Consider the following 17445-nt stretch of genomic DNA (forward strand, 5'->3'; position numbering starts at 1 on the left):
TATTGAATTATGATACAATTTTTTAAACAAACAGTCAGGGAAGAGATGAATTATAGAGTATTGGACGCGGGTAGTATAGTCGAGTATATTTCAAATGTAAAAAGCGTTATGGATTATTTTGGTTCCGACGAAATAAGAGCCGATGAGATAGGCGACGGCAATCTAAATTATGTTTACAAAATAAGTTCCATTGTAAATCCTCAAAAAGCTCTGATTGCCAAACAGGCGGTACCATTTCTTAGATGTGTTGGCGAGGATTTCTTGCTTAGCAGAGAGAGGATGACTTACGAAATAAGAGCTTTGCAAAAATTTTATGCTATTTTTCCGAGTTTTATCCCTAAAATACATTATGCAAGCGAAGAGATGAGCTTGGTTGTTATGGATTATCTAGGCAGTCACATAATTATGAGAAAAGGGCTTATAAAGAGCGTAAAGTACAAAAATTTCAGCGAGCATATCTCAACCTATATTGCGGCAACGCTTTTTTACACATCCTCTTTATATCTTAGCAGCAGTGACAAAAGAGAGCTGATAGGCAGTTTCAACTCAAATACAGAGCTCTGCAAACTGACGGAGGATCTGGTATTTAGTTTTGCTTTTATGGAGCATGAAACCAACGATAATATAAATGTAAAAGATAACCAAGAAGCAAAAAAACTATTTGCAGATATGGAGTTTAAAGAGAGAGTTTTGGAGCTTAAATATAAGTTTATGACGCAAAGTGACGCACTTGTTCACGGGGATTTGCATACGGGCTCTATTATGATTAACGAGAAAGATACCTATGTTATAGACCCTGAGTTTGCGTTTGTCGGTCCGTTTGGTTTTGATGTCGGGGCGCTTTTGGCAAATCTTGCAAACAACTACATTCACCATAGCGTTGTTACAAAAGATAAAGATTTTCAAGAGTGGCTTTTGGTGACTATTAGAGAGGTGTTGGAGAAATTTGGCGAGAAGTTTTTAAATTTTTGGAAAGAGCATAGAAATTCTGCTCTTTTGGTTGAGGGCTATCTCGATGATAGTACGCTTCAAAACTATAAAGAGAGATTTATAAAAAATATTTTAAGAGAGAGTGTAGGATTTGCGGGCTGCAAGATGGCAAGAAGGGTTTACGGTGTTGCAGGAGTTGCGGAGATAAGAGGGATTGAAAATCCAGATTTGAGAGCCGAAGCCGAGAAGATGGCTCTAAAAATTGCCAGAGAATTTGTAATAAAGCACGACAAGATAGAGAGCGTAGATGAGATATTGGAGATTATAAAAAATGCAGGGTAAATATAAGGCGCTATGGCTAAGTGATGAGATGTTTGATGAGTGCTTAGAGGTTATTGACCAAAGACAGCTTCCGTTTGTCTACGACACAAGATATCTGACAAATACCGAAGAGGTTGTTCAGGCTATAAAAAATATGACCGTTCGGGGTGCGGGAGTTATCGGAAGCGTTGCGGCGTTTGGGATATATATAGCCGCAATTGAAGTTGAGGGAGATTATGAAAAGCTTCAAGAGAAAGCTCTGCTTATAAGAGAGTCCCGTCCAACTGCTGTAAACCTTATGTGGGCGGTTGATAAGATGATGGAGCTTTTGGCGGACTCCTCTGATGTCATAGAAGATGCAAGAGAGGCAGCCATAAAACTAAACGACGAAGAGGCGTTAGAGAGCCAAAAGATTGCCGAGTACGGTTGTGATATCATTGAGGATATTTTAAAAAAGAGCGGCAAAACAGAGATAAATATTTTAACCCACTGCAATGCCGGTTGGCTGGCAGTTATAGATGAGGGAACAGCTCTCGCACCGATTTATGAGGCAAAAAAGAGAGGAATAGATGTGCATGTATGGGTTGATGAGACAAGACCTAGAAATCAGGGTGCATCGCTTACAGCATGGGAACTTTCTCAAAGCGGCATAAAGCATACAATCATAGCTGACAATACAGGCGGACATCTTATGCAGCACCGCATGGTAGATATGGTGATTGTCGGAGCGGACAGGGTAAGTGTAAACGGCGATGTGGCAAACAAGATAGGAACATACTTAAAGGCACTTGCGGCACACGATAACGGCGTACCTTTTTATGTGGCAATTCCAACTTCTACTTTTGACTTTGAGATTAGAGACGGTGTAAAAGAGATACCCATTGAAGAGAGAAGTCCCGATGAGGTTAGATTTATAAAAGGGGTAGACAGCGAGGGCTTGGTTCGTGAAGTGCGTATAACCCCAGAAGATTCGCCGGCTCTAAACTACGGTTTTGATGTAACTCCGGCAAGGTTAATAACAGGGCTTATAACAAATAGAGGGGTTTGCGAAGCAGATTTCGATAAAATTCAAGAAAAATTTAAAAAGAGCAACTAATGAAAAGTTTATACGACGACAAAGAGGCACTCAAGTTTAAAACAGATTTGGATTTGAGAGTTTATACCTCAAGACTGCTTGGGCGTGATGCCTCTTTGGTTCTTCACGGCGGCGGAAATACATCTGTAAAATCAACTGCTACAAACCTTTTTGGCGAGGTTGAAGAGATTCTTTATGTCAAAGGGAGCGGCTGGGATTTGGCAACCATTGAGGCTGAGGGTTTTGCACCGGTTAAGATGGAGATGCTTCTGAAAATGGCGGAGTTAAAAGAGCTGAGCGATACCGATATGGTAAAGTACCAACGCCTTGCCATGACAAATCCCTCTGCTCCAAATCCTTCAGTTGAAGCTATTTTGCATGCGATTATCCCTTTTAAATTTGTTGACCACACACATACAGACGCTGTTGTAACCATTACAAACACTCATGGCGGCGAAGATAAAATCAAAGAGCTTTACGGCGATAAAGTGCTGGTTATTCCATACATTATGCCTGGATTTGTACTTGCAAAACTTATATATGATATGACAAGAGATGTGAACTGGAGCGAGTTGGAGGGGCTGGTTCTTATGAATCACGGGCTTTTTACATTTAGCGACGATGCAAAGAAGTCTTACGAGAAGACAATAGAGTTGGTTGACAAGGCCAAGAGGTATCTTGAGGCTAAGGGCGCAATTTTACATATAGAAAAATCTAATGTATCTTTTGAGCTTTTAAAACTTGCACAGATCCGTAAAGAGGTCTCAAATCTTAAAGGTGCGGCGACAATCTCTATCTTAAACGACAGCGATTTGGCACTACACTTTTCAAAGCAAAATGTTGAAAAAATCGCTTTACAAGGACCTTTGACACCTGATCATGTTATCAGAACAAAGAGAATTCCTGCTATTTTAGGAGATGATTTTAACGCTGATTTGGCAGAGTATGTAAAAGAGTATAAAGAGTACTTTGAAGCAAATAAAACAGACGAGACTCTTCTAAATCCAGCTCCGAATTTTGCAATACTAAAAGGCAATGGAACTCTCTCTTTTGGTTCAAATGCAAAAGAGGCAAATATCATAAAAGATATAAACGACCACACCTACGAGGCTATTTTAAAAGCCCAAATGCTAGGCGGTTACAAAGCCTTAAGCGCTAAAAATATTTTTGAAGTTGAGTACTGGTCACTGGAGCAGGCGAAGCTAAAAGGCGGCGGAAAATTGCCTGAGTTTAGTGGAAAAGTTGCAGTTGTAACGGGAGCAGCAAGCGGAATAGGGCTTGCAATCGCTAAGATGTTAAACTCAAGGGGTGCGGCTATTGTGGCTATTGATATTAACCCGGAAATAGAAAAAATCTTTGCAAAAAGTGATGCTATCGGTGTGAAATGTGATTTGACATGTAGCCAAGATATTCAAAATGCAATAGAGAGAGCGGTTAAGAGTTTTGGCGGAATCGACATAGTCGTAAGCAATGCCGGTATCTTTACGCCAAGTGAAAACCTTGATATGTTGAGCGATGAGAATTGGCAAAGAAGCATGGATATAAACCTTACTTCACACCAAAAACTTATCAAATATACGGCACCGTTTTTAAAACTTGGCGTTGATGCTGCTTTAATCATGGTCGCTTCTAAAAACTTTCCCGCACCCGGGAAAGGTGCGGCGGCTTACTCTGTTGCAAAAGCAGGACAGACTCAGCTAGCGCGCATTGCGGCGCTTGAACTTGGAGAGTTTGGAGTGCGAGTAAACACGCTTCACCCGCATGCAGTATTTGACACGGCTATTTGGACGGAGGAAGTTTTGGCTAATCGTGCCAAAGCTTACAATATGAGCGTTATTCAGTACAAAACAAACAATGTTCTTAAAGCCGAGATAAAATCAAACGATGTTGCAGAACTGGTATGTGCAATGGCAGGAAGAGCGTTTGCAAAAACAACAGGCTCTCAAGTCGCAATTGACGGCGGAAGTGATAGAATAATCTAAAATTATTTTAGGTACTCCATTCTTTTTATATTCTCAGGCATACTTTCAAGAGCAAAGTTTTTTTGATCTTTTATGTAGCTTGGGTATCTAAAATCTTTTGAGGTCATAAGAGCGTAAAGCTTCTCAAGATTCTCATTTTCTATTTTTTTATATTTTATCTCCATCTCTTTTGCGATTCGTAGAAAAAATGTAAGTAAAATCGCTTGAGCCTTTTCATTGACGGCATCGCCGTAGATGACACCCTCAAACTCTTTTCTCATAGTAAGAATATTGTATTCGCACTGTTCATCAAGCTTCTTTGCATCCTCCGTACCTAAAAAGTTTAAAATATTTAAAATCAGATTGAGAAACATTAAATTTGTTTTATCTATAGTAACGTTGTTTTTGTCCAACTTTTCTTTATATGCTAATATGTCCGGTTGTATCTGTTTAAAATAAGCTAACATGTAAACCCTTTAAGTGTTTTAAATATGTTCCAAAAGCGGCTAAAATCGCTAAAAAAAATTATACCACATTTAATTGTTTATAAAATCAACCCCTTTTTGAGTCAATACTAATGTAACTCCGTCTTCTTTCGTTTCAATCAAACCGCTACGCTTGAGCTCATTCATAGCCTGCTCTAAAGCATCGTTTTGTTTCGCATCTAACTTAGCTATGACATTTTCAACTACATCTTGTTTAGTCATAATCTGACCGACTTTATTGTTTTTTTTGAACCATTTCATAAACATATCTTTAACTTCATTTTTAGGATCTAAATCCAAAGTTTTATTTTTAGGAGATGTTTTTATTCTTTTGTAATGAGGTAATTTCATAATTAATCTTCACTTTTATCTGATTTTATTTATCTAGGCATTGTCGCATATTTTTACTAAAAAAATAGAATAAGAGCTCCTATTGTTGTATACTCTCAATTATAAAAACTGACCTTACGCACTTTTGTCAAAAAGAGCCTAAAGTGTCAACTTTTCTCCCATATCCGAAAGATATGGGTAGCTTTAGGGGGTTGTAGGGACATTTGTCCCTGCCACTTTATGGGCTTTGCTCATGAAGTGCGTAATATCAGATAAAAAGAGCCGATACAAGGAGAACAATGGCTGCTAAAGCAACTATTTATAAAGCTTCACTAAACATTGCCGATATGGATCGTAATTATTATGCAGAGCATAACTTTACTTTAGCCAAACATCCTTCAGAAAATGATTTACGCCTAATGGTACGCTTGGCGGCATTTATACTAAATGCAGATGAGAAACTGCTCTTTAGCAAAGGAATTTCACAAGATGATGAGCCGGACTTATGGCAAAAGGCTTTAGACGGCGAGATTAAACTTTGGATAGATTTGGGTCAGCCTGATGAAAAACGCATTAGAAAAGCATGCGGGCGTTCTGAGAAGGTTATTATCTATACATACCAAGAAGGCAGTGCTTCGGCGTGGTGGAAGCAGGTAGGAAAATCTCTTGAACGATTTAAAAATCTCTCCGTGGTTTATCTTAATATTGAAGGCGAGATAGAGCTTTTAGCGCAAAGAACGATGAGTTTGCAGTGTAATATCAGCGATTATGAGCTTACTATAATTGATAATGAAAATAGTGTAATAGTTAAAGAAGAGAGATACAAATAAGAGCGGAGAGGGTTTAATGGCGCTATTTGGAGCATTAGAAATTGTAAAAAGCCAAGCAAATCAGGAAAAATTTGCAGTAGCTTTTGAGTACCTTGAAAGATTGGTTGATAAAAACAGTATAGAGCACAAACGGCTTATGAGCTGCTCATTAGATAGTTGTAAAAAAGTAGAATTGGATGATGGCAATTTTGCATTAGAACAGATTTATAACGCTAAAGAGAGAAAAGAGTGTTTTTTTGAGTCGCATAGAAAATATATCGATATACAGTTTATACTTAGCGGAGAAGAGATTATAGAGGTATCAAATGCTACTCTTTTGGTTGTCTCTTTAGCGTATAATGAACAAGCGGACTTAATCAAATACGAAGATATAAAGCAAGCTTCATCTATTGTTCTTAAAGCAGGTGATGCGGCTATTTTTTACCCGCAAGACGCTCACATGCCGTGTATCAAAGCAACGGATGAGCTAAAAGTCGTCAAAGCCGTAGTAAAAGTCAAGATATGACCTAAACTAGACTCTCAAACTATGCTTTTTAAACCGATGTAACAGTTTTTTTAATTTGATATGAATAATTTCAAAAAAATTCAAGCTACCCCTCCAACTCATATTTTAAACATTTGAGTTTGTTATAGCTAGCAATATTTATTCCATTTAAAGAAAAAATTAGCGGTGAATTCTCAGAAATTTGAATTAATAGTTATACGGATTGTTTAGATAGAGCATATTTTTATCAAGTTCAAGCAATCTTTCAAACTGCTCTTTAGATAAAGTCTTTCTAAAAAATAGTATACAATTGATTTTCATAGCTAAAACGCTCTCTTTTTGTTTAGCAATTTCATTTGATATCTTTAGAGCTTCCTGTTCACTCATAGTGCCGTACAAAACTCCGTTTTTTAACTTTTGCGATAGTTCATGAGAACTCTTCATTATAGGTAATATGCTATCCATAGTTTCCAATTTGTACTTTTGAATAGCAATTTTTTGCTCTTTTGTTAAAGCCAATTTTTCGTCTTCATTATTTTTGTTGAATGTTCTTGCTAAGATAGGCAGATTTACTAATGCGTCAAAATGGAGCTTTAACTTCATATCTTCGGGCATTTGATTTACCATTTCTAATTTTTGGTTACCGCTTTGCATACCCTTACTGTTGCAAGAAGTAGCGCACTTGTTGACATTTTCATCTGCAGCAAAAGCCATAACAGCCGAAGACAAAAGAATTACTAATAACTTATTCATATTTTTTCCTTATTTTAATAACATTAAAAGACCATAGAGTTTGCACCCGACACAATAATCCAAGACGGCATCTAATAACAAGCACATAAACTTCTTTTAGATTTTAAAGAAGTTTAGTATATCTAGTGTGAAAAAATCGTTGAGTGTTCTTTGATAAAATCGCAAAACGGATTGATAGCCAAAATGCCTAATTTGTTAGTGCCCACACTGCTTTAGAAATCATAAATTATGATATTATTACTTAAATTTTTTAATAAGATTCTATATATTGATTAGGAAGATGAATGTGGGGAAAAGTATTTTTTGTAGGTACGGTATTGCTTTTGGTATTATCCGGATGCAGCCGTCAAGATTCGGAAGATAAGGATAACTCTCCTGCATCAGTAAGCGTAATGATACTCAAAAAAGAAAGTCTTGATGCGCCTATGGAATTTACCGCGACTAGTGTTGCTAACCGACATGTTCAGATACGCGCACGTGTTGAAGGGTATTTGCTGAGCAAAAATTATCGTGAAGGAAATTATATTCAAGCAGGAGATATTCTCTTTACCATTGATCCACAACCTTTTGTGCTTGCCGTAACATCCGCAGAAGCTGCATTGGAAGGTGAAATAGCCAAAGAAGAGAATGCTGTACAAAATTTAAAGCGGGTTCAAAATCTGTTTGAGCAAAAAGCATCGGGTCAGCAAGAACTTGATGCAGCGATAGCAGCTAAACGTACGCAAAGTGCATTGGTTAGCGAAGCTAAAGCAGCGTTTGCTCAAGCTAAATTAAATTTAAGTTATACGACAATCCGTTCTCCTATATCCGGATGGTCAGATAAAGTAGTTCAACACGAAGGCAGCTATATCGCTCCGACTCAAAACGGCTTGTTAACGACGATTTATCAGAGTAATCCTATTTATGTAGATTTTTCAGTCAATACACTCTCAATGGAGAAAATCAAAAAAGCGATTAACGGCGCAGGTGATACACTTGCTGATATAATTCTTCCAAACGGGCATACACATCCAAACAGAGCCAAAATCTCTTTTTTAAGCCCAACGGTTGATTCACTTAGCGGAACACGAACAGTGCGAGCCGAATTATCCAATCCAAACGGTGAATTGGTGCCGGGCGAATTTGTAAAGGTGAGAATTAAAGCAAGAATGGAGAATACGCTTCTTATTCCCCATAAGGCACTTATGCAAGGGGCAAAAGGGACCTTTGTTTATGTTGTTGGCAAAGAGAATATCGCAGAGTCTCGAAGCGTCAAAGTAGGAGAATGGGTAGAACATAGTGTAGTAATACTAGAAGGGCTTAAAGAGGGCGAACAGATTATTTGCGATGGCAATTCACGTGTTGAAGCAGGAAAAGCGGTAAAAATAGACTCGGCTAAGAAAGTTCAATAATGTTATCGCGATATTTTATTAATCGCCCTATTTTTGCAGGGGTTATATCTATTTTAATCGTTGTGCTTGGGTTTACGGCAACTCAAATGCTTCCGGTATCGCAGTTCCCAAATGTTACCCCTCCGTCTGTCGGCGTAAGTATTACATATCCGGGAGCCGATGCAAAAACAATTTCCGATACTGTTCTTGCACCGATTGAAGCACAAATTGCCGGAGCAGATAATCTGATGTATGTAAGTTCCTCGGCTTCAGGAATGTCAGGCAATGGACGAATCAGCTGTACTTTTGAAGTGGGAACCGATGTCGATAAAGCATTAAACGATATTCAAAACAGAGTAAATCTTGCCCAGCCGAGGCTTCCGAGTATAGTTAAGATGCTGGGAGTGGATGTAAAAAAAAGAACTCAAGATATTTTAATGATTGCGGCTTTGTACTCTCCTGATGAGTCGATGAACGATATCGAGATTAGCAACTATGTAACTACGCATGTAATCAACAATATCAAGCGTCTTCACGGTGCAGGAAACGCTTTGATTTCAGGTCAGAGAGATTATTCGATGCGTATCTGGCTTAATCCGGATAAGATGGCATCAATGGGAATCAGTACTTCGGATATAGATTCGGCAATAAATGAACAAAACCTTCAGGTCAACCCGGGTCGTTTAGGGCAGAGCCCTATCAGCAATCAGCAAATGACCGTGATGCTTACCTCTAAAGGGAGGCTCTCGAGGGTAGAGGAGTTTGAGCAGATTATTGTTCGTACAAAACCGGATGGCACGGTTGTTCGTCTTAACGATGTAGCCAGAGTGGAACTTGGAACGAGCAATTATGAGTATTATGGTCGTTTCAACGGAAAACCGGCTGTTTTATTGGCGGTTTATGACCAATCCGATAGCAATGCTATAGAGACGGTAGATACTGTAAATATGGAGCTAGAGCGTCTTTCTAAAACCTTTCCTGCAGGCTTAAAATATCAAATAGCGCACAATGCTACCAAATTTGTAAAAATATCTATTAAAGAGGTAATAAAAACGCTCTCAGAAGCATTGCTGCTGGTAATTATCGTAATTTATCTGTTTTTACAGAGCTTCAGGGCGACTATTATCGCTTTGGTCGCTGTTCCGGTATCTCTTATGGGAGCGTTTATCGGTATGTATCTGCTGGGATATTCGATAAACACTCTGACTCTCTTTGGGATGGTATTGGCTATCGGTATAGTAGTAGATGATGCGATTGTGGTTGTGGAGAATATTGAGCGGATTATTCAGGATGAAAATCTCTCTCCAAAAGAAGCCGCAATTAAGGCGATGAGTCAAGTCTCTAGCCCGATTATAGCTATCGTTTTGGTGCTTTGCGCTGTTTTTGTACCAGCAACCTTTGTGGGCGGCATGACCGGTGAGCTCTACAAACAGTTTGCTATGACGATTGCAGTGTCGGTAGTCTTTTCAGGCTTTGTGGCATTGACGCTCTCTCCCGCTCTTGGCGCATTGCTTTTACGCCCTCATGAGAAAGCTCCTTTGCCGATATTTGCACGTTTTAATGCTATGTTTGCGGATATGACAGAGCGTTATCTGCATCTCTCTTCCATAATGATTCGACGAAGTTTTATCACTTTGATGCTGTATCTCTCCGTTTTCGTAGTTATCTATCATCTCTCTTCAACACTGCAAAAATCATTTTTGCCGGTTGAAGATCAGGGATTTTTTTTCACCGTTGTCTCTTTGCCTGAGGGTGCAACTATTGAGAGGACTCATGAGGCTGTTGTTAAAGCTGAAAATGCGGTTCAAGCAATCGCCGGAGTTGAGAGCGTTGTTACTATTGTAGGAAGTAATTTTATGGGTGGAACACAAGAACCGAATTCCGCGACAATGATTATACGGCTTGCACATTGGGATCAGCGTAAGAGCGATGAGTTAAGCGTAAAGTCAATTAAAAAAGAAGTTCAAAAAGCTACGGATTTGATTAAAGAGGCGAGTTTTAACAGCTACTCTCCACCGCCTATTAGAGGGTTAAGTAAAACCGGAGGGGTGCAATTATGGCTTCAAAGCCCCGACGGAGATATGGATCTGTTAGTTCAAGCTGCGCAAGATTTTATAAATAAAGCAAAAGAGATTCCGCAGTTTAAGGATGTAACAAGTTCAATGCGTCCATCTTCTCCGGTTCTGTTTATAGATATAAATCGTGAGCGTGCAAAAATTTTAGGAGTTTCGCTAGAAGATCTATATTCAACGATTCAAAATACAATCGGTCTCTCAAATGTCGGTCAATTTGTCAAAGACGGCAATACATACTGGATTAAAGTTCAATCTGACGGAGATTTTAGGCGTGAACCGTCTGACATAGGCAGAGGTTATGTTAAATCTTCTTCAGGTGCGATGATACCGCTTAGTTCGCTTATCAATGTAGAACAAAAATCGGCTGCCGTCAAAATTGAGCACTTCAATACCACTCTTGCCGTTGCGATTAACGTAAGCCAAAAACATGGAGTGAGTACGGGAGAGATGATTACATTGATTGAAGAGCTATCAAAAAAATCGTTACCGCCGCAGATTACCACAAGTTGGGACGGTATCGCCCATCAACAGCTTAAAGTGCAAGACAGAGCAAGGAGCATACTGCTTTTTGCGTTTGTAATCGTTTTTTTGATTCTTGCTGCCCAATATGAAGCGTGGACATTGCCGTTGGCAGTTATGCTTGCCATACCTTTTGGAATGGGCGGGGCATATATTGCAGTGTGGCTTACAGGTCAAAATAACGATGTCTTTTTTCAGATTGGACTGCTGACTCTTGTCGCATTGGCGGCAAAAAATGCGATATTGGTAATACAGTTTGCCGAAGAGGAGCGAAAATCAGGAAAAAGCGTATATGATGCGACAATGTCAGCGGCACGATTGCGTTATCGTCCGATGATGATGACATCGTTAGCATTTGTCTTCGGTGTGTTGCCCTTAGCCTTTAGCACAGGAGCAGGGGCGGAGAGCCGTCACTCAATCGGCATAGGTATTTTAGGCGGGATGATTGCCGCGACATTCGTCGAACGCTATTTTATCCCTTATCTATATTATCAGGTCTCGACTCTACGAGAAAAAATACAACGATATAAGGAGAAGCAATGACACTTAACAATACTATTTTATTAAGTATAGTCGCTTTATTGAGTGCAGGTTGCAGTATAGAGCCTGATTTTACTCCTCCAAAACCAAATCTTCCGATTGAGTGGAAAACAGGTGAACAAAACAGTTCCGCCGAAGTTCTAAACAGGTGGTGGGAAAAACTTGGCGATCCGACTCTAAATGCGTTAGTAGAAAAAGCGTTTGAACAAAACAGAGAGATTGCCGTTGCTGCGGCTCAAAATGAGAGTTTTATGGCGCAGTTGGGAATAGCGGAGTCCAATCTTGTTCCCCATTTTGAGGCAGACGCTTCCATGTCTCGCCAAGAGTTGTCGAGCAGCACCTCAAATAGAACATCTACATTTAACAAGCTGACTTCACTCTACGGTTTTAATTTAGCTATGAGTCGATTTGAAATCGATTTTTGGGGTAAATATGCCCGTGCCGAAGAATCTGCTAAAGCCACACTTTTGGCTAGTGAATATAACGTTAAGATAGTTAAATCTTCCATTGCGGCAAATGTAGTCTCTACCTATAATGCGCTTTTAACTCAGCACCGCTTGCTTGAAAATGCCAAAAAGAACGTTCTGATTTCAGAAGAAATAGCGTCAATTTCCAAAGTCAAATGGGAGCAGGGTGTAGGATCATTTAGAGATGTTCTTCAAACAGGAGCATCCGCGGATGAAGCACACGGCGAAATTCCGCCGATTGAGGCAAAAATGTCGGTGTTAGAAAATGCTCTTTCGCTCCTTATAGGGGAATTTCCAAAAGGTTTTACAATAACAAATGCCGATGTATCGCTTTTAGAGATTAATGTCCCAGCAGGGCTGCCTTCGGAGCTTTTACAACGACGTCCGGATATTTTGTCGGCAGAAGCATCCTTGCATTCGGCAAATGCCTCTATAGGAGTAGCTAAAGCGGCATATTTTCCATCATTTTCCTTGACCGCTATGCTTGGGTATCAGAGTGCGGAGCTTACCACACTGTTAAAGGCACCGTCACAAATATGGCAGATTGCTCCGTCTGTCACATTACCTATCTTTGATGCAGGGCAAATTGAAAATAAAGTTAAATATGCAAAAGCCAAAACCAAAGAAGCACAAGCACAATATGAGCATACAGTGCTTAAAGCATTTGGCGAAGTGGAGAGTGCTTTAAAGGAGCGCCGCACTCTTATAGACGAATCCAAGGCTTTAACAAACGCACAGAAAAAATATATCCAGACCGAACTCTTAAGTAGAGCCGAGTACGATAATGGAAAAACAGGCTATTTGCCCCTGTTAATTATTCGGCAATCACTAATAGCAAATGAAAATAAAATAGTATTAAATGAAGAAGCAAAACGAGAAAATTTTGTTGCATTATGTAAAGCTCTAGGCGGAGGATGGGAATAATTTTCCACCCCTTTTTGAAGAAGCAAAACAAAAAGTTCAAAAGGCTGTAAATAGCATCTCTGTAAATAAAGGTCTACATTTAAGTCAAGTTATAGAAAAAGTGATTCAATATTAAGGGCTTTATTTATCAATCCATTTAAAAATGTCTAGTATAGAAATTCTATTTTCATCTAGTTCTACTAGATAAATTATTGTATAACCCTTGAAAATCATATCTCTAACATTCTCATCTTCATTATGAATAGACGGTCGAAATTTATGTGGAAAGTTTGCTAAGTTATTTATTTTGTTATCTACTTCACTTTTGAAGTTCAAAGCTCTGTTTTTTACTATCTTTTGAGATGTAAGAGAGTATGTTTTTGAGTGAATCTAAGTATTCTCTTTTTCGTACAATTGTTATTTACAGAGTCTTCATAAATTCATCTATCTCTTTATCATATTCTTTTTGGCTCAGTAGTACAGCCTCACCACTTTTTATATCTTGGAGTGCTTTTGCAACTCTTTTTTTTGCTTCTTCTTTGGTAATCGCAGGGTAGACATCATCTAAAGAAAGTTTCACAAATTTTATAAAATCATTGACGAAGCTTTGCGTGTCACTACCATATCTTGAAGCTATAAAACTTTCTACTTCCGGATTATTAATTTGGATGGTTTGCATGTTAAACCCCCATCCTCACTTTCTGTATTGTAACATTATTCTTTTTATAAACGGTTATTATATGTATTGCGTTGTTAAAATAAATATTTTTTTAGAGTGTAGGTGGGCGCAAAAGTAGTCGCGAAGCCTTAGATATTTTTACTAAAAATTAGTTACAATAATGAAACTAGGAGTTTTTATGCATACAATACAACTAAATATTGATGATTCAATTTTTGATAAATTTATGGGTCTGCTTGAGATGCTGCCAAGAGACAAAGTAGAAGTTACAAGTGGGAGAGAGTATCCGTCCATCTCTTTTGAAGAAGCAAAACAAAAAGTTCAAAAGGCTGTGAATAGCATTTCCGAAAATAAGGGTATCCCTTTAAATCAAGCTATAGAAAAAATTCTTCAATCTTAAATGCATTATAATATAATTGTCGAGCCTGAAGCTTTGGAAGATTTGCAAAATATTTATAGTTATATATCTGAGCAAGATTCAAGAAATAAAGCAAGAAAATTTATCTTTGAACTTCAAAAAAAGATTAACTCTTTAAACCAAATGCCTCACCGCTGTAGGAAAAGTTACTATATCGAAGATGAAGATACAAGAGACTTGATATATAAAAAATATACAATCGTTTTCAAAATCATTGAACAAAATGTGCATATATTAACACTTTTTAAACAGCGAACTTTTTAAAATTTTAAGAGTAAAAAAATATTTTATAAAAGTTTACACCCGTCACACACGTTGAAAAGCTAAGTTTCAAAAGAGTGTTTCAAATAGATTATACTATGGTTAAAAATTTATCTACTTTATAGGGGTCATTCCAGTTCTCATCGAATTATTAGTAAAAAGACCACGTCAAATCTGCGACTAAAATTGTTTTAAAAGTAAAAAATTATTGAAAAAGCGGATAGATAGAATAAAGTTATTAAATATCTCTGAAAGTAACGTGTTTAAGGAGATTGTGTAAAAATAGTGGTGGACCCTCAGAGATTCGAACTCTGGGAGGTATTACCCTCGCCGGTTTTCAAGACTTGCAATGTATGCTTCCTTAAACTTCCATATGCTTCTATAATCCGATAAAATAGGGATTTTAAATTCTTTTTAATTCTCTTCATAGTACTATAGTTTCATAATAACTCGGGAACCAAGTCGGGAACCAAATTAAGGAAATAATTGTGGCACATGGGAACACATTTAAAAAAGAATTTGTAAATAAAGTAGAAACTGGATTGTTCGCAAATCAAGACTATACAAAATTCAGATACCGATTTACCATGCAAGATAAAGAGTACAGCAAGACATTTAGTATTAAAGCAAGTTTTGGTTTGCGAGATAGAAAAAGGTTGGCTAAAAGTGAAGCTGAAGAATATCGTAATGAGATTGAGGACTCCTTGTATAATCTTTTCACTAAAAGTACCAAGGTGGATAATATAGCCGAAATGTATTTTGATAAAAAGTGCAAGGATTCTTCATGGACGCGAGATAGAAAAAATATGTACATTAATTATATTAAGCCTGTTATTGGTAAAAAAGCAGTGGGCAAAGTCATAGAGCATGATATTTTGACAATAGTTGAAAATATGAAAGACGGGGGCAAGACAAAACAAAATGAAGCAGGTAATTCACATCGTAATATAGTTAAATGCTTAAGGCAAGTTTTAAAACCTATCTTAGAGTATGCAATGGTTAATGGGGCGATAAATAAACTTCCTCCAATAGAGATACCAAAAAAAGAAACCAGTAGCAAAAAGTTTGTATCAAAGCCTATTGATAAGCTAAAAATTTTGTATCACACAATAATTGATCTATACAAAGATGAACCTTTTTATCGTGCTTTATTTTTGTTTGCTCTTTTTGGAAGGCGTTGGAATGAGATTCGTACATTGAAATGGGAACATATAAATTTTAATGATAATGTATACACGATTGCGGCTGAACATAACAAGATAGGCATTGACCAATATTACGATATTCCTCTAGTAATCCGTGAGGCTCTCTTAGAATTTATGGATATTGGCAATTCTATTGTATTCGCTTCGCCTCAAACCGGTAAGCTGTTGTCTTCGCCTAGATGGCAATTAGATAAAATAAAAGAAGTTACAGGTATAGAAGAGTTGACAATGCATTATTTTAGACATATTCTTGTTTCTGCTCTTGGAAGTGCGGGTGTACCAGCACAAGTATTGTCGGCATCTTTAGGGCATCAGCACAGCGGAACAGTCACATCTTATTATCAAACAGTTGACCATTTAAGTCATAGCCAAAGTGCTAATCAAGGAGTTTTAAATCTTACAAAAAGTGATTAAGATTATACAGTAAATTCTTGTAATCTTTTGATATCTGCCAGTGTACTTTTGTGTATGTTATTATATCTAAGCTTTAATTGAATTTTTGCTTGTTTATATTTTACAGAAGTAGTATAAGTTTGAATAGATTTATAAGCTGAAGAAGTTTTAAACTCAGTTACTTTGTTTAATATATCTGGTTTAATGTTTTGTTGTAAGTACTCTTCTAAACTCATACTATCCCCTCCTTTAGTAAATCAAAAAAATTCTGCTCGTCAATATCTTCATGAATTATATCATTTTCTCTATCAATAAGATTTAAAATAATGGCATCTTTAAAAATAGACTTAATTAAAAGTGTAGTGTCAAAAGAGTTTTTGAAGCTACTTTGTACAACTTCAAGAGGAACCTTTCTTTTGGTAATACTTTCTCTTTTTTTAGCAAACTCGTAGCTTTTGTTAAGATCTCTAAATATGTAGTTTATCTCAATTACATACTCTTTATCTAAAAGCCTCTGAATATTGCTTTGAGCAATTGTCGCTTCAGCAAAGTTGGAATCTAATATAAGAGAGTAACCTTTTTTAGAAGCCCTGTCAAAAAGCCAATTTACACCTTTGGAAGCTGGTTTTTGATAATCACTAGAGTTTGTTCCATTGTAGCCAATAGAAGTAAAAAACTCTCTAATTTCATCAATATCCAAATGTAATAAAAAAGTTTCTTTTTCTTTTCTGCTGATAGCATATTCTGTCTTACCGGCTCCACTAGCACCTGCTGTAAATATGGCAGTTTTTATTTCTTGTACTTCTAAATTAGCTAAATGTTGTTTTAAAAATTCTTGTTTATTTATTTTAAGATACTCTAGTGCTTTTACTTCTATATCAGACATATTTATATTAACCTATTTATTTTTGATAAGCTCATTTTAGCATATTTGTTCATAAGGCATTACCCTAGGTATATATTTTAAGTTCAGAACTGTTTTTGTCTGTATCTTCAGAAATTCTGTGGTTTAAATAAAAGGCAAGAGCCGTACCTCCAATGAAGTACAGCTCATCGTTAAAGATTTCATTATTGCAGATTTTATCTAGTGCATTTTTGACATTAATAGTCATTGATTGCACCTAAGAGTTTTTTATATACCCCATTCTCTTCATATTTGCCACTTAATTGTATATCTATCCCACTTGTAGCGATATAACCTTTTGCGTACATTTTTTTATATTTATCTTTGAGCACACTCTTGACTAGATTTTTTCCAAACTGATCGCATAGGGTTTTTATATCACTCTCATTCATGCTTGATAGATAATTCGAGATAATAGAGTAAACCTTCTGCTGGCTCTGCTCGTTTGTCTGCCAAAAAAGGTTATGAGAGTATTTTTTAGGGTTAAATACTACTACATCATCAATATCAACTGCGTTTATTTTCTCTTTTGCTTCATCATA

At 37.2% G+C, this 17445-nt stretch carries 20 protein-coding genes and 1 tRNA gene; 11 read left to right on the top strand and 10 right to left on the bottom strand.

Features of this window, described 5'->3' with window-relative positions:
• The first annotated feature begins 45 nt into the window (after positions 1–45).
• Genes mtnK through PHQ93_RS08360 form a run of 3 tightly spaced genes read left to right on the top strand, consistent with a single transcriptional unit; the run spans position 46 to position 4308 of the window.
• On the top strand, positions 46–1272 hold the full coding sequence (gene mtnK, locus PHQ93_RS08350) for an S-methyl-5-thioribose kinase (RefSeq protein ID WP_299943052.1): 1227 nt from the start codon (positions 46–48) through the stop codon (positions 1270–1272).
• Positions 1262–2347: an S-methyl-5-thioribose-1-phosphate isomerase gene (gene mtnA, locus PHQ93_RS08355; RefSeq protein ID WP_299943054.1), complete on the top strand. Its 1086-nt coding sequence runs from the start codon at positions 1262–1264 to the stop codon at positions 2345–2347. The genes mtnK and mtnA overlap by 11 nt, the downstream gene beginning before the upstream one ends.
• Complete coding sequence (locus PHQ93_RS08360; RefSeq protein WP_299943056.1) at positions 2347–4308, top strand: bifunctional aldolase/short-chain dehydrogenase; 1962 nt, start codon at positions 2347–2349, stop codon at positions 4306–4308. Before mtnA ends, PHQ93_RS08360 begins: the two co-directional genes overlap by 1 nt.
• A 2-nt stretch (positions 4309–4310) precedes the next feature.
• Here the strand turns inward: PHQ93_RS08360 and PHQ93_RS08365 are convergent, their stop codons facing one another.
• Together PHQ93_RS08365 and PHQ93_RS08370 are read right to left on the bottom strand one after the other, a co-directional pair.
• A complete protein-coding gene (locus PHQ93_RS08365) occupies positions 4311–4754 on the bottom strand; it encodes a hypothetical protein (protein ID WP_299943058.1) in 444 nt (147 codons plus the stop codon).
• 69 nt (positions 4755–4823) lie between these two features.
• Complete coding sequence (locus PHQ93_RS08370; protein ID WP_299943060.1) at positions 4824–5123, bottom strand: hypothetical protein; 300 nt, start codon at positions 5121–5123, stop codon at positions 4824–4826.
• Between the two features lie 278 nt (positions 5124–5401).
• Between PHQ93_RS08370 and PHQ93_RS08375 the strand changes: the two genes are divergently transcribed.
• Both PHQ93_RS08375 and PHQ93_RS08380 read left to right on the top strand, forming a co-directional pair.
• On the top strand, positions 5402–5932 hold the full coding sequence (locus PHQ93_RS08375; protein WP_299943062.1) for a YaeQ family protein: 531 nt from the start codon (positions 5402–5404) through the stop codon (positions 5930–5932).
• Between the two features lie 16 nt (positions 5933–5948).
• A complete protein-coding gene (locus PHQ93_RS08380; RefSeq protein ID WP_299943064.1) occupies positions 5949–6437 on the top strand; it encodes a YhcH/YjgK/YiaL family protein in 489 nt (162 codons plus the stop codon).
• A 186-nt stretch (positions 6438–6623) separates the two neighbouring features.
• Here PHQ93_RS08380 and PHQ93_RS08385 read toward each other — a convergent pair whose 3' ends face one another.
• Positions 6624–7169, bottom strand: a complete 546-nt coding sequence (locus PHQ93_RS08385; RefSeq protein WP_299943065.1) for a hypothetical protein — start codon at positions 7167–7169, stop codon at positions 6624–6626.
• Positions 7170–7453: 284 nt separating this feature from the next.
• Between PHQ93_RS08385 and PHQ93_RS08390 the strand changes: the two genes are divergently transcribed.
• From PHQ93_RS08390 to PHQ93_RS08400, 3 genes are read left to right on the top strand one after another with little or no spacing between them, the layout of a single operon-like run.
• On the top strand, positions 7454–8560 hold the full coding sequence (locus PHQ93_RS08390; RefSeq protein ID WP_299943066.1) for an efflux RND transporter periplasmic adaptor subunit: 1107 nt from the start codon (positions 7454–7456) through the stop codon (positions 8558–8560).
• A complete protein-coding gene (locus PHQ93_RS08395) occupies positions 8560–11676 on the top strand; it encodes an efflux RND transporter permease subunit (protein WP_299943067.1) in 3117 nt (1038 codons plus the stop codon). The genes PHQ93_RS08390 and PHQ93_RS08395 overlap by 1 nt, the downstream gene beginning before the upstream one ends.
• Positions 11673–13064 (top strand): efflux transporter outer membrane subunit, encoded by a 1392-nt coding sequence (locus PHQ93_RS08400; protein ID WP_299943068.1) that lies wholly within the window; start codon positions 11673–11675, stop codon positions 13062–13064. The genes PHQ93_RS08395 and PHQ93_RS08400 overlap by 4 nt, the downstream gene beginning before the upstream one ends.
• A gap of 120 nt (positions 13065–13184) precedes the next feature.
• On the opposite strand, the gene PHQ93_RS08405 is transcribed toward PHQ93_RS08400, so the two are convergent.
• A complete protein-coding gene (locus tag PHQ93_RS08405; RefSeq protein WP_299943069.1) occupies positions 13185–13379 on the bottom strand; it encodes a type II toxin-antitoxin system RelE/ParE family toxin in 195 nt (64 codons plus the stop codon).
• Between the two features lie 85 nt (positions 13380–13464).
• Entirely contained in the window at positions 13465–13722 is a 258-nt protein-coding gene (locus PHQ93_RS08410) for a hypothetical protein (RefSeq protein WP_299943071.1), read from the bottom strand.
• Positions 13723–13900: 178 nt separating this feature from the next.
• Here PHQ93_RS08410 and PHQ93_RS08415 point away from each other — a divergent pair, with 178 nt between their 5' ends.
• Together PHQ93_RS08415 and PHQ93_RS08420 are read left to right on the top strand one after the other, a co-directional pair.
• Positions 13901–14122 carry a hypothetical protein gene (locus PHQ93_RS08415; protein WP_299943073.1) on the top strand — a complete coding sequence of 74 codons (222 nt, stop codon included), beginning with the start codon at positions 13901–13903 and terminating at the stop codon, positions 14120–14122.
• Positions 14123–14404 (top strand): type II toxin-antitoxin system RelE/ParE family toxin, encoded by a 282-nt coding sequence (locus PHQ93_RS08420; protein ID WP_299943076.1) that lies wholly within the window; start codon positions 14123–14125, stop codon positions 14402–14404.
• Between the two features lie 283 nt (positions 14405–14687).
• Here the strand turns inward: PHQ93_RS08420 and PHQ93_RS08425 are convergent.
• A tRNA-Ser gene (locus tag PHQ93_RS08425) sits at positions 14688–14772 on the bottom strand.
• Positions 14773–14889: 117 nt separating this feature from the next.
• Between PHQ93_RS08425 and PHQ93_RS08430 the strand changes: the two genes are divergently transcribed.
• On the top strand, positions 14890–16020 hold the full coding sequence (locus PHQ93_RS08430; protein ID WP_299943078.1) for a tyrosine-type recombinase/integrase: 1131 nt from the start codon (positions 14890–14892) through the stop codon (positions 16018–16020).
• A gap of 2 nt (positions 16021–16022) precedes the next feature.
• On the opposite strand, the gene PHQ93_RS08435 is transcribed toward PHQ93_RS08430, so the two are convergent.
• The 4 genes from PHQ93_RS08435 to PHQ93_RS08445 form a co-directional block, all read right to left on the bottom strand.
• Entirely contained in the window at positions 16023–16235 is a 213-nt protein-coding gene (locus PHQ93_RS08435) for a hypothetical protein (RefSeq protein WP_299943079.1), read from the bottom strand.
• Positions 16232–16885 (bottom strand): zeta toxin family protein, encoded by a 654-nt coding sequence (locus tag PHQ93_RS08440; RefSeq protein ID WP_299943081.1) that lies wholly within the window; start codon positions 16883–16885, stop codon positions 16232–16234. Before PHQ93_RS08440 ends, PHQ93_RS08435 begins: the two co-directional genes overlap by 4 nt.
• 64 nt (positions 16886–16949) lie before the next feature.
• Positions 16950–17111 (bottom strand): nucleotidyl transferase AbiEii/AbiGii toxin family protein, encoded by a 162-nt coding sequence (locus tag PHQ93_RS10745; protein ID WP_367278386.1) that lies wholly within the window; start codon positions 17109–17111, stop codon positions 16950–16952.
• On the bottom strand, positions 17101–17445 hold a 345-nt coding region (locus PHQ93_RS08445; protein WP_299943083.1), incomplete at its 5' end, for a hypothetical protein. The genes PHQ93_RS10745 and PHQ93_RS08445, both read right to left, overlap by 11 nt.

Source organism: Sulfurimonas sp. (assembly GCF_028714975.1).
Lineage (GTDB): Bacteria > Campylobacterota > Campylobacteria > Campylobacterales > Sulfurimonadaceae > Sulfurimonas.

Bases quoted from the DNA above. Each gene is read 5' to 3' on its own strand.
- mtnK (WP_299943052.1), top strand. From the start codon at position 46: ATGAATTATAGAGTATTGGACGCGGGTAGTATAGTCGAGTATATTTCA.
- mtnA (WP_299943054.1), top strand. From the start codon at position 1,262: ATGCAGGGTAAATATAAGGCGCTATGGCTAAGTGATGAGATGTTTGAT.
- PHQ93_RS08360 (WP_299943056.1), top strand. From the start codon at position 2,347: ATGAAAAGTTTATACGACGACAAAGAGGCACTCAAGTTTAAAACAGAT.
- PHQ93_RS08365 (WP_299943058.1), bottom strand. From the start codon at position 4,754: ATGTTAGCTTATTTTAAACAGATACAACCGGACATATTAGCATATAAA.
- PHQ93_RS08370 (WP_299943060.1), bottom strand. From the start codon at position 5,123: ATGAAATTACCTCATTACAAAAGAATAAAAACATCTCCTAAAAATAAA.
- PHQ93_RS08375 (WP_299943062.1), top strand. From the start codon at position 5,402: ATGGCTGCTAAAGCAACTATTTATAAAGCTTCACTAAACATTGCCGAT.
- PHQ93_RS08380 (WP_299943064.1), top strand. From the start codon at position 5,949: ATGGCGCTATTTGGAGCATTAGAAATTGTAAAAAGCCAAGCAAATCAG.
- PHQ93_RS08385 (WP_299943065.1), bottom strand. From the start codon at position 7,169: ATGAATAAGTTATTAGTAATTCTTTTGTCTTCGGCTGTTATGGCTTTT.
- PHQ93_RS08390 (WP_299943066.1), top strand. From the start codon at position 7,454: ATGTGGGGAAAAGTATTTTTTGTAGGTACGGTATTGCTTTTGGTATTA.
- PHQ93_RS08395 (WP_299943067.1), top strand. From the start codon at position 8,560: ATGTTATCGCGATATTTTATTAATCGCCCTATTTTTGCAGGGGTTATA.
- PHQ93_RS08400 (WP_299943068.1), top strand. From the start codon at position 11,673: ATGACACTTAACAATACTATTTTATTAAGTATAGTCGCTTTATTGAGT.
- PHQ93_RS08410 (WP_299943071.1), bottom strand. From the start codon at position 13,722: ATGCAAACCATCCAAATTAATAATCCGGAAGTAGAAAGTTTTATAGCT.
- PHQ93_RS08415 (WP_299943073.1), top strand. From the start codon at position 13,901: ATGCATACAATACAACTAAATATTGATGATTCAATTTTTGATAAATTT.
- PHQ93_RS08420 (WP_299943076.1), top strand. From the start codon at position 14,123: ATGCATTATAATATAATTGTCGAGCCTGAAGCTTTGGAAGATTTGCAA.
- PHQ93_RS08435 (WP_299943079.1), bottom strand. From the start codon at position 16,235: ATGAGTTTAGAAGAGTACTTACAACAAAACATTAAACCAGATATATTA.
- PHQ93_RS08440 (WP_299943081.1), bottom strand. From the start codon at position 16,885: ATGTCTGATATAGAAGTAAAAGCACTAGAGTATCTTAAAATAAATAAA.
- PHQ93_RS10745 (WP_367278386.1), bottom strand. From the start codon at position 17,111: ATGACTATTAATGTCAAAAATGCACTAGATAAAATCTGCAATAATGAA.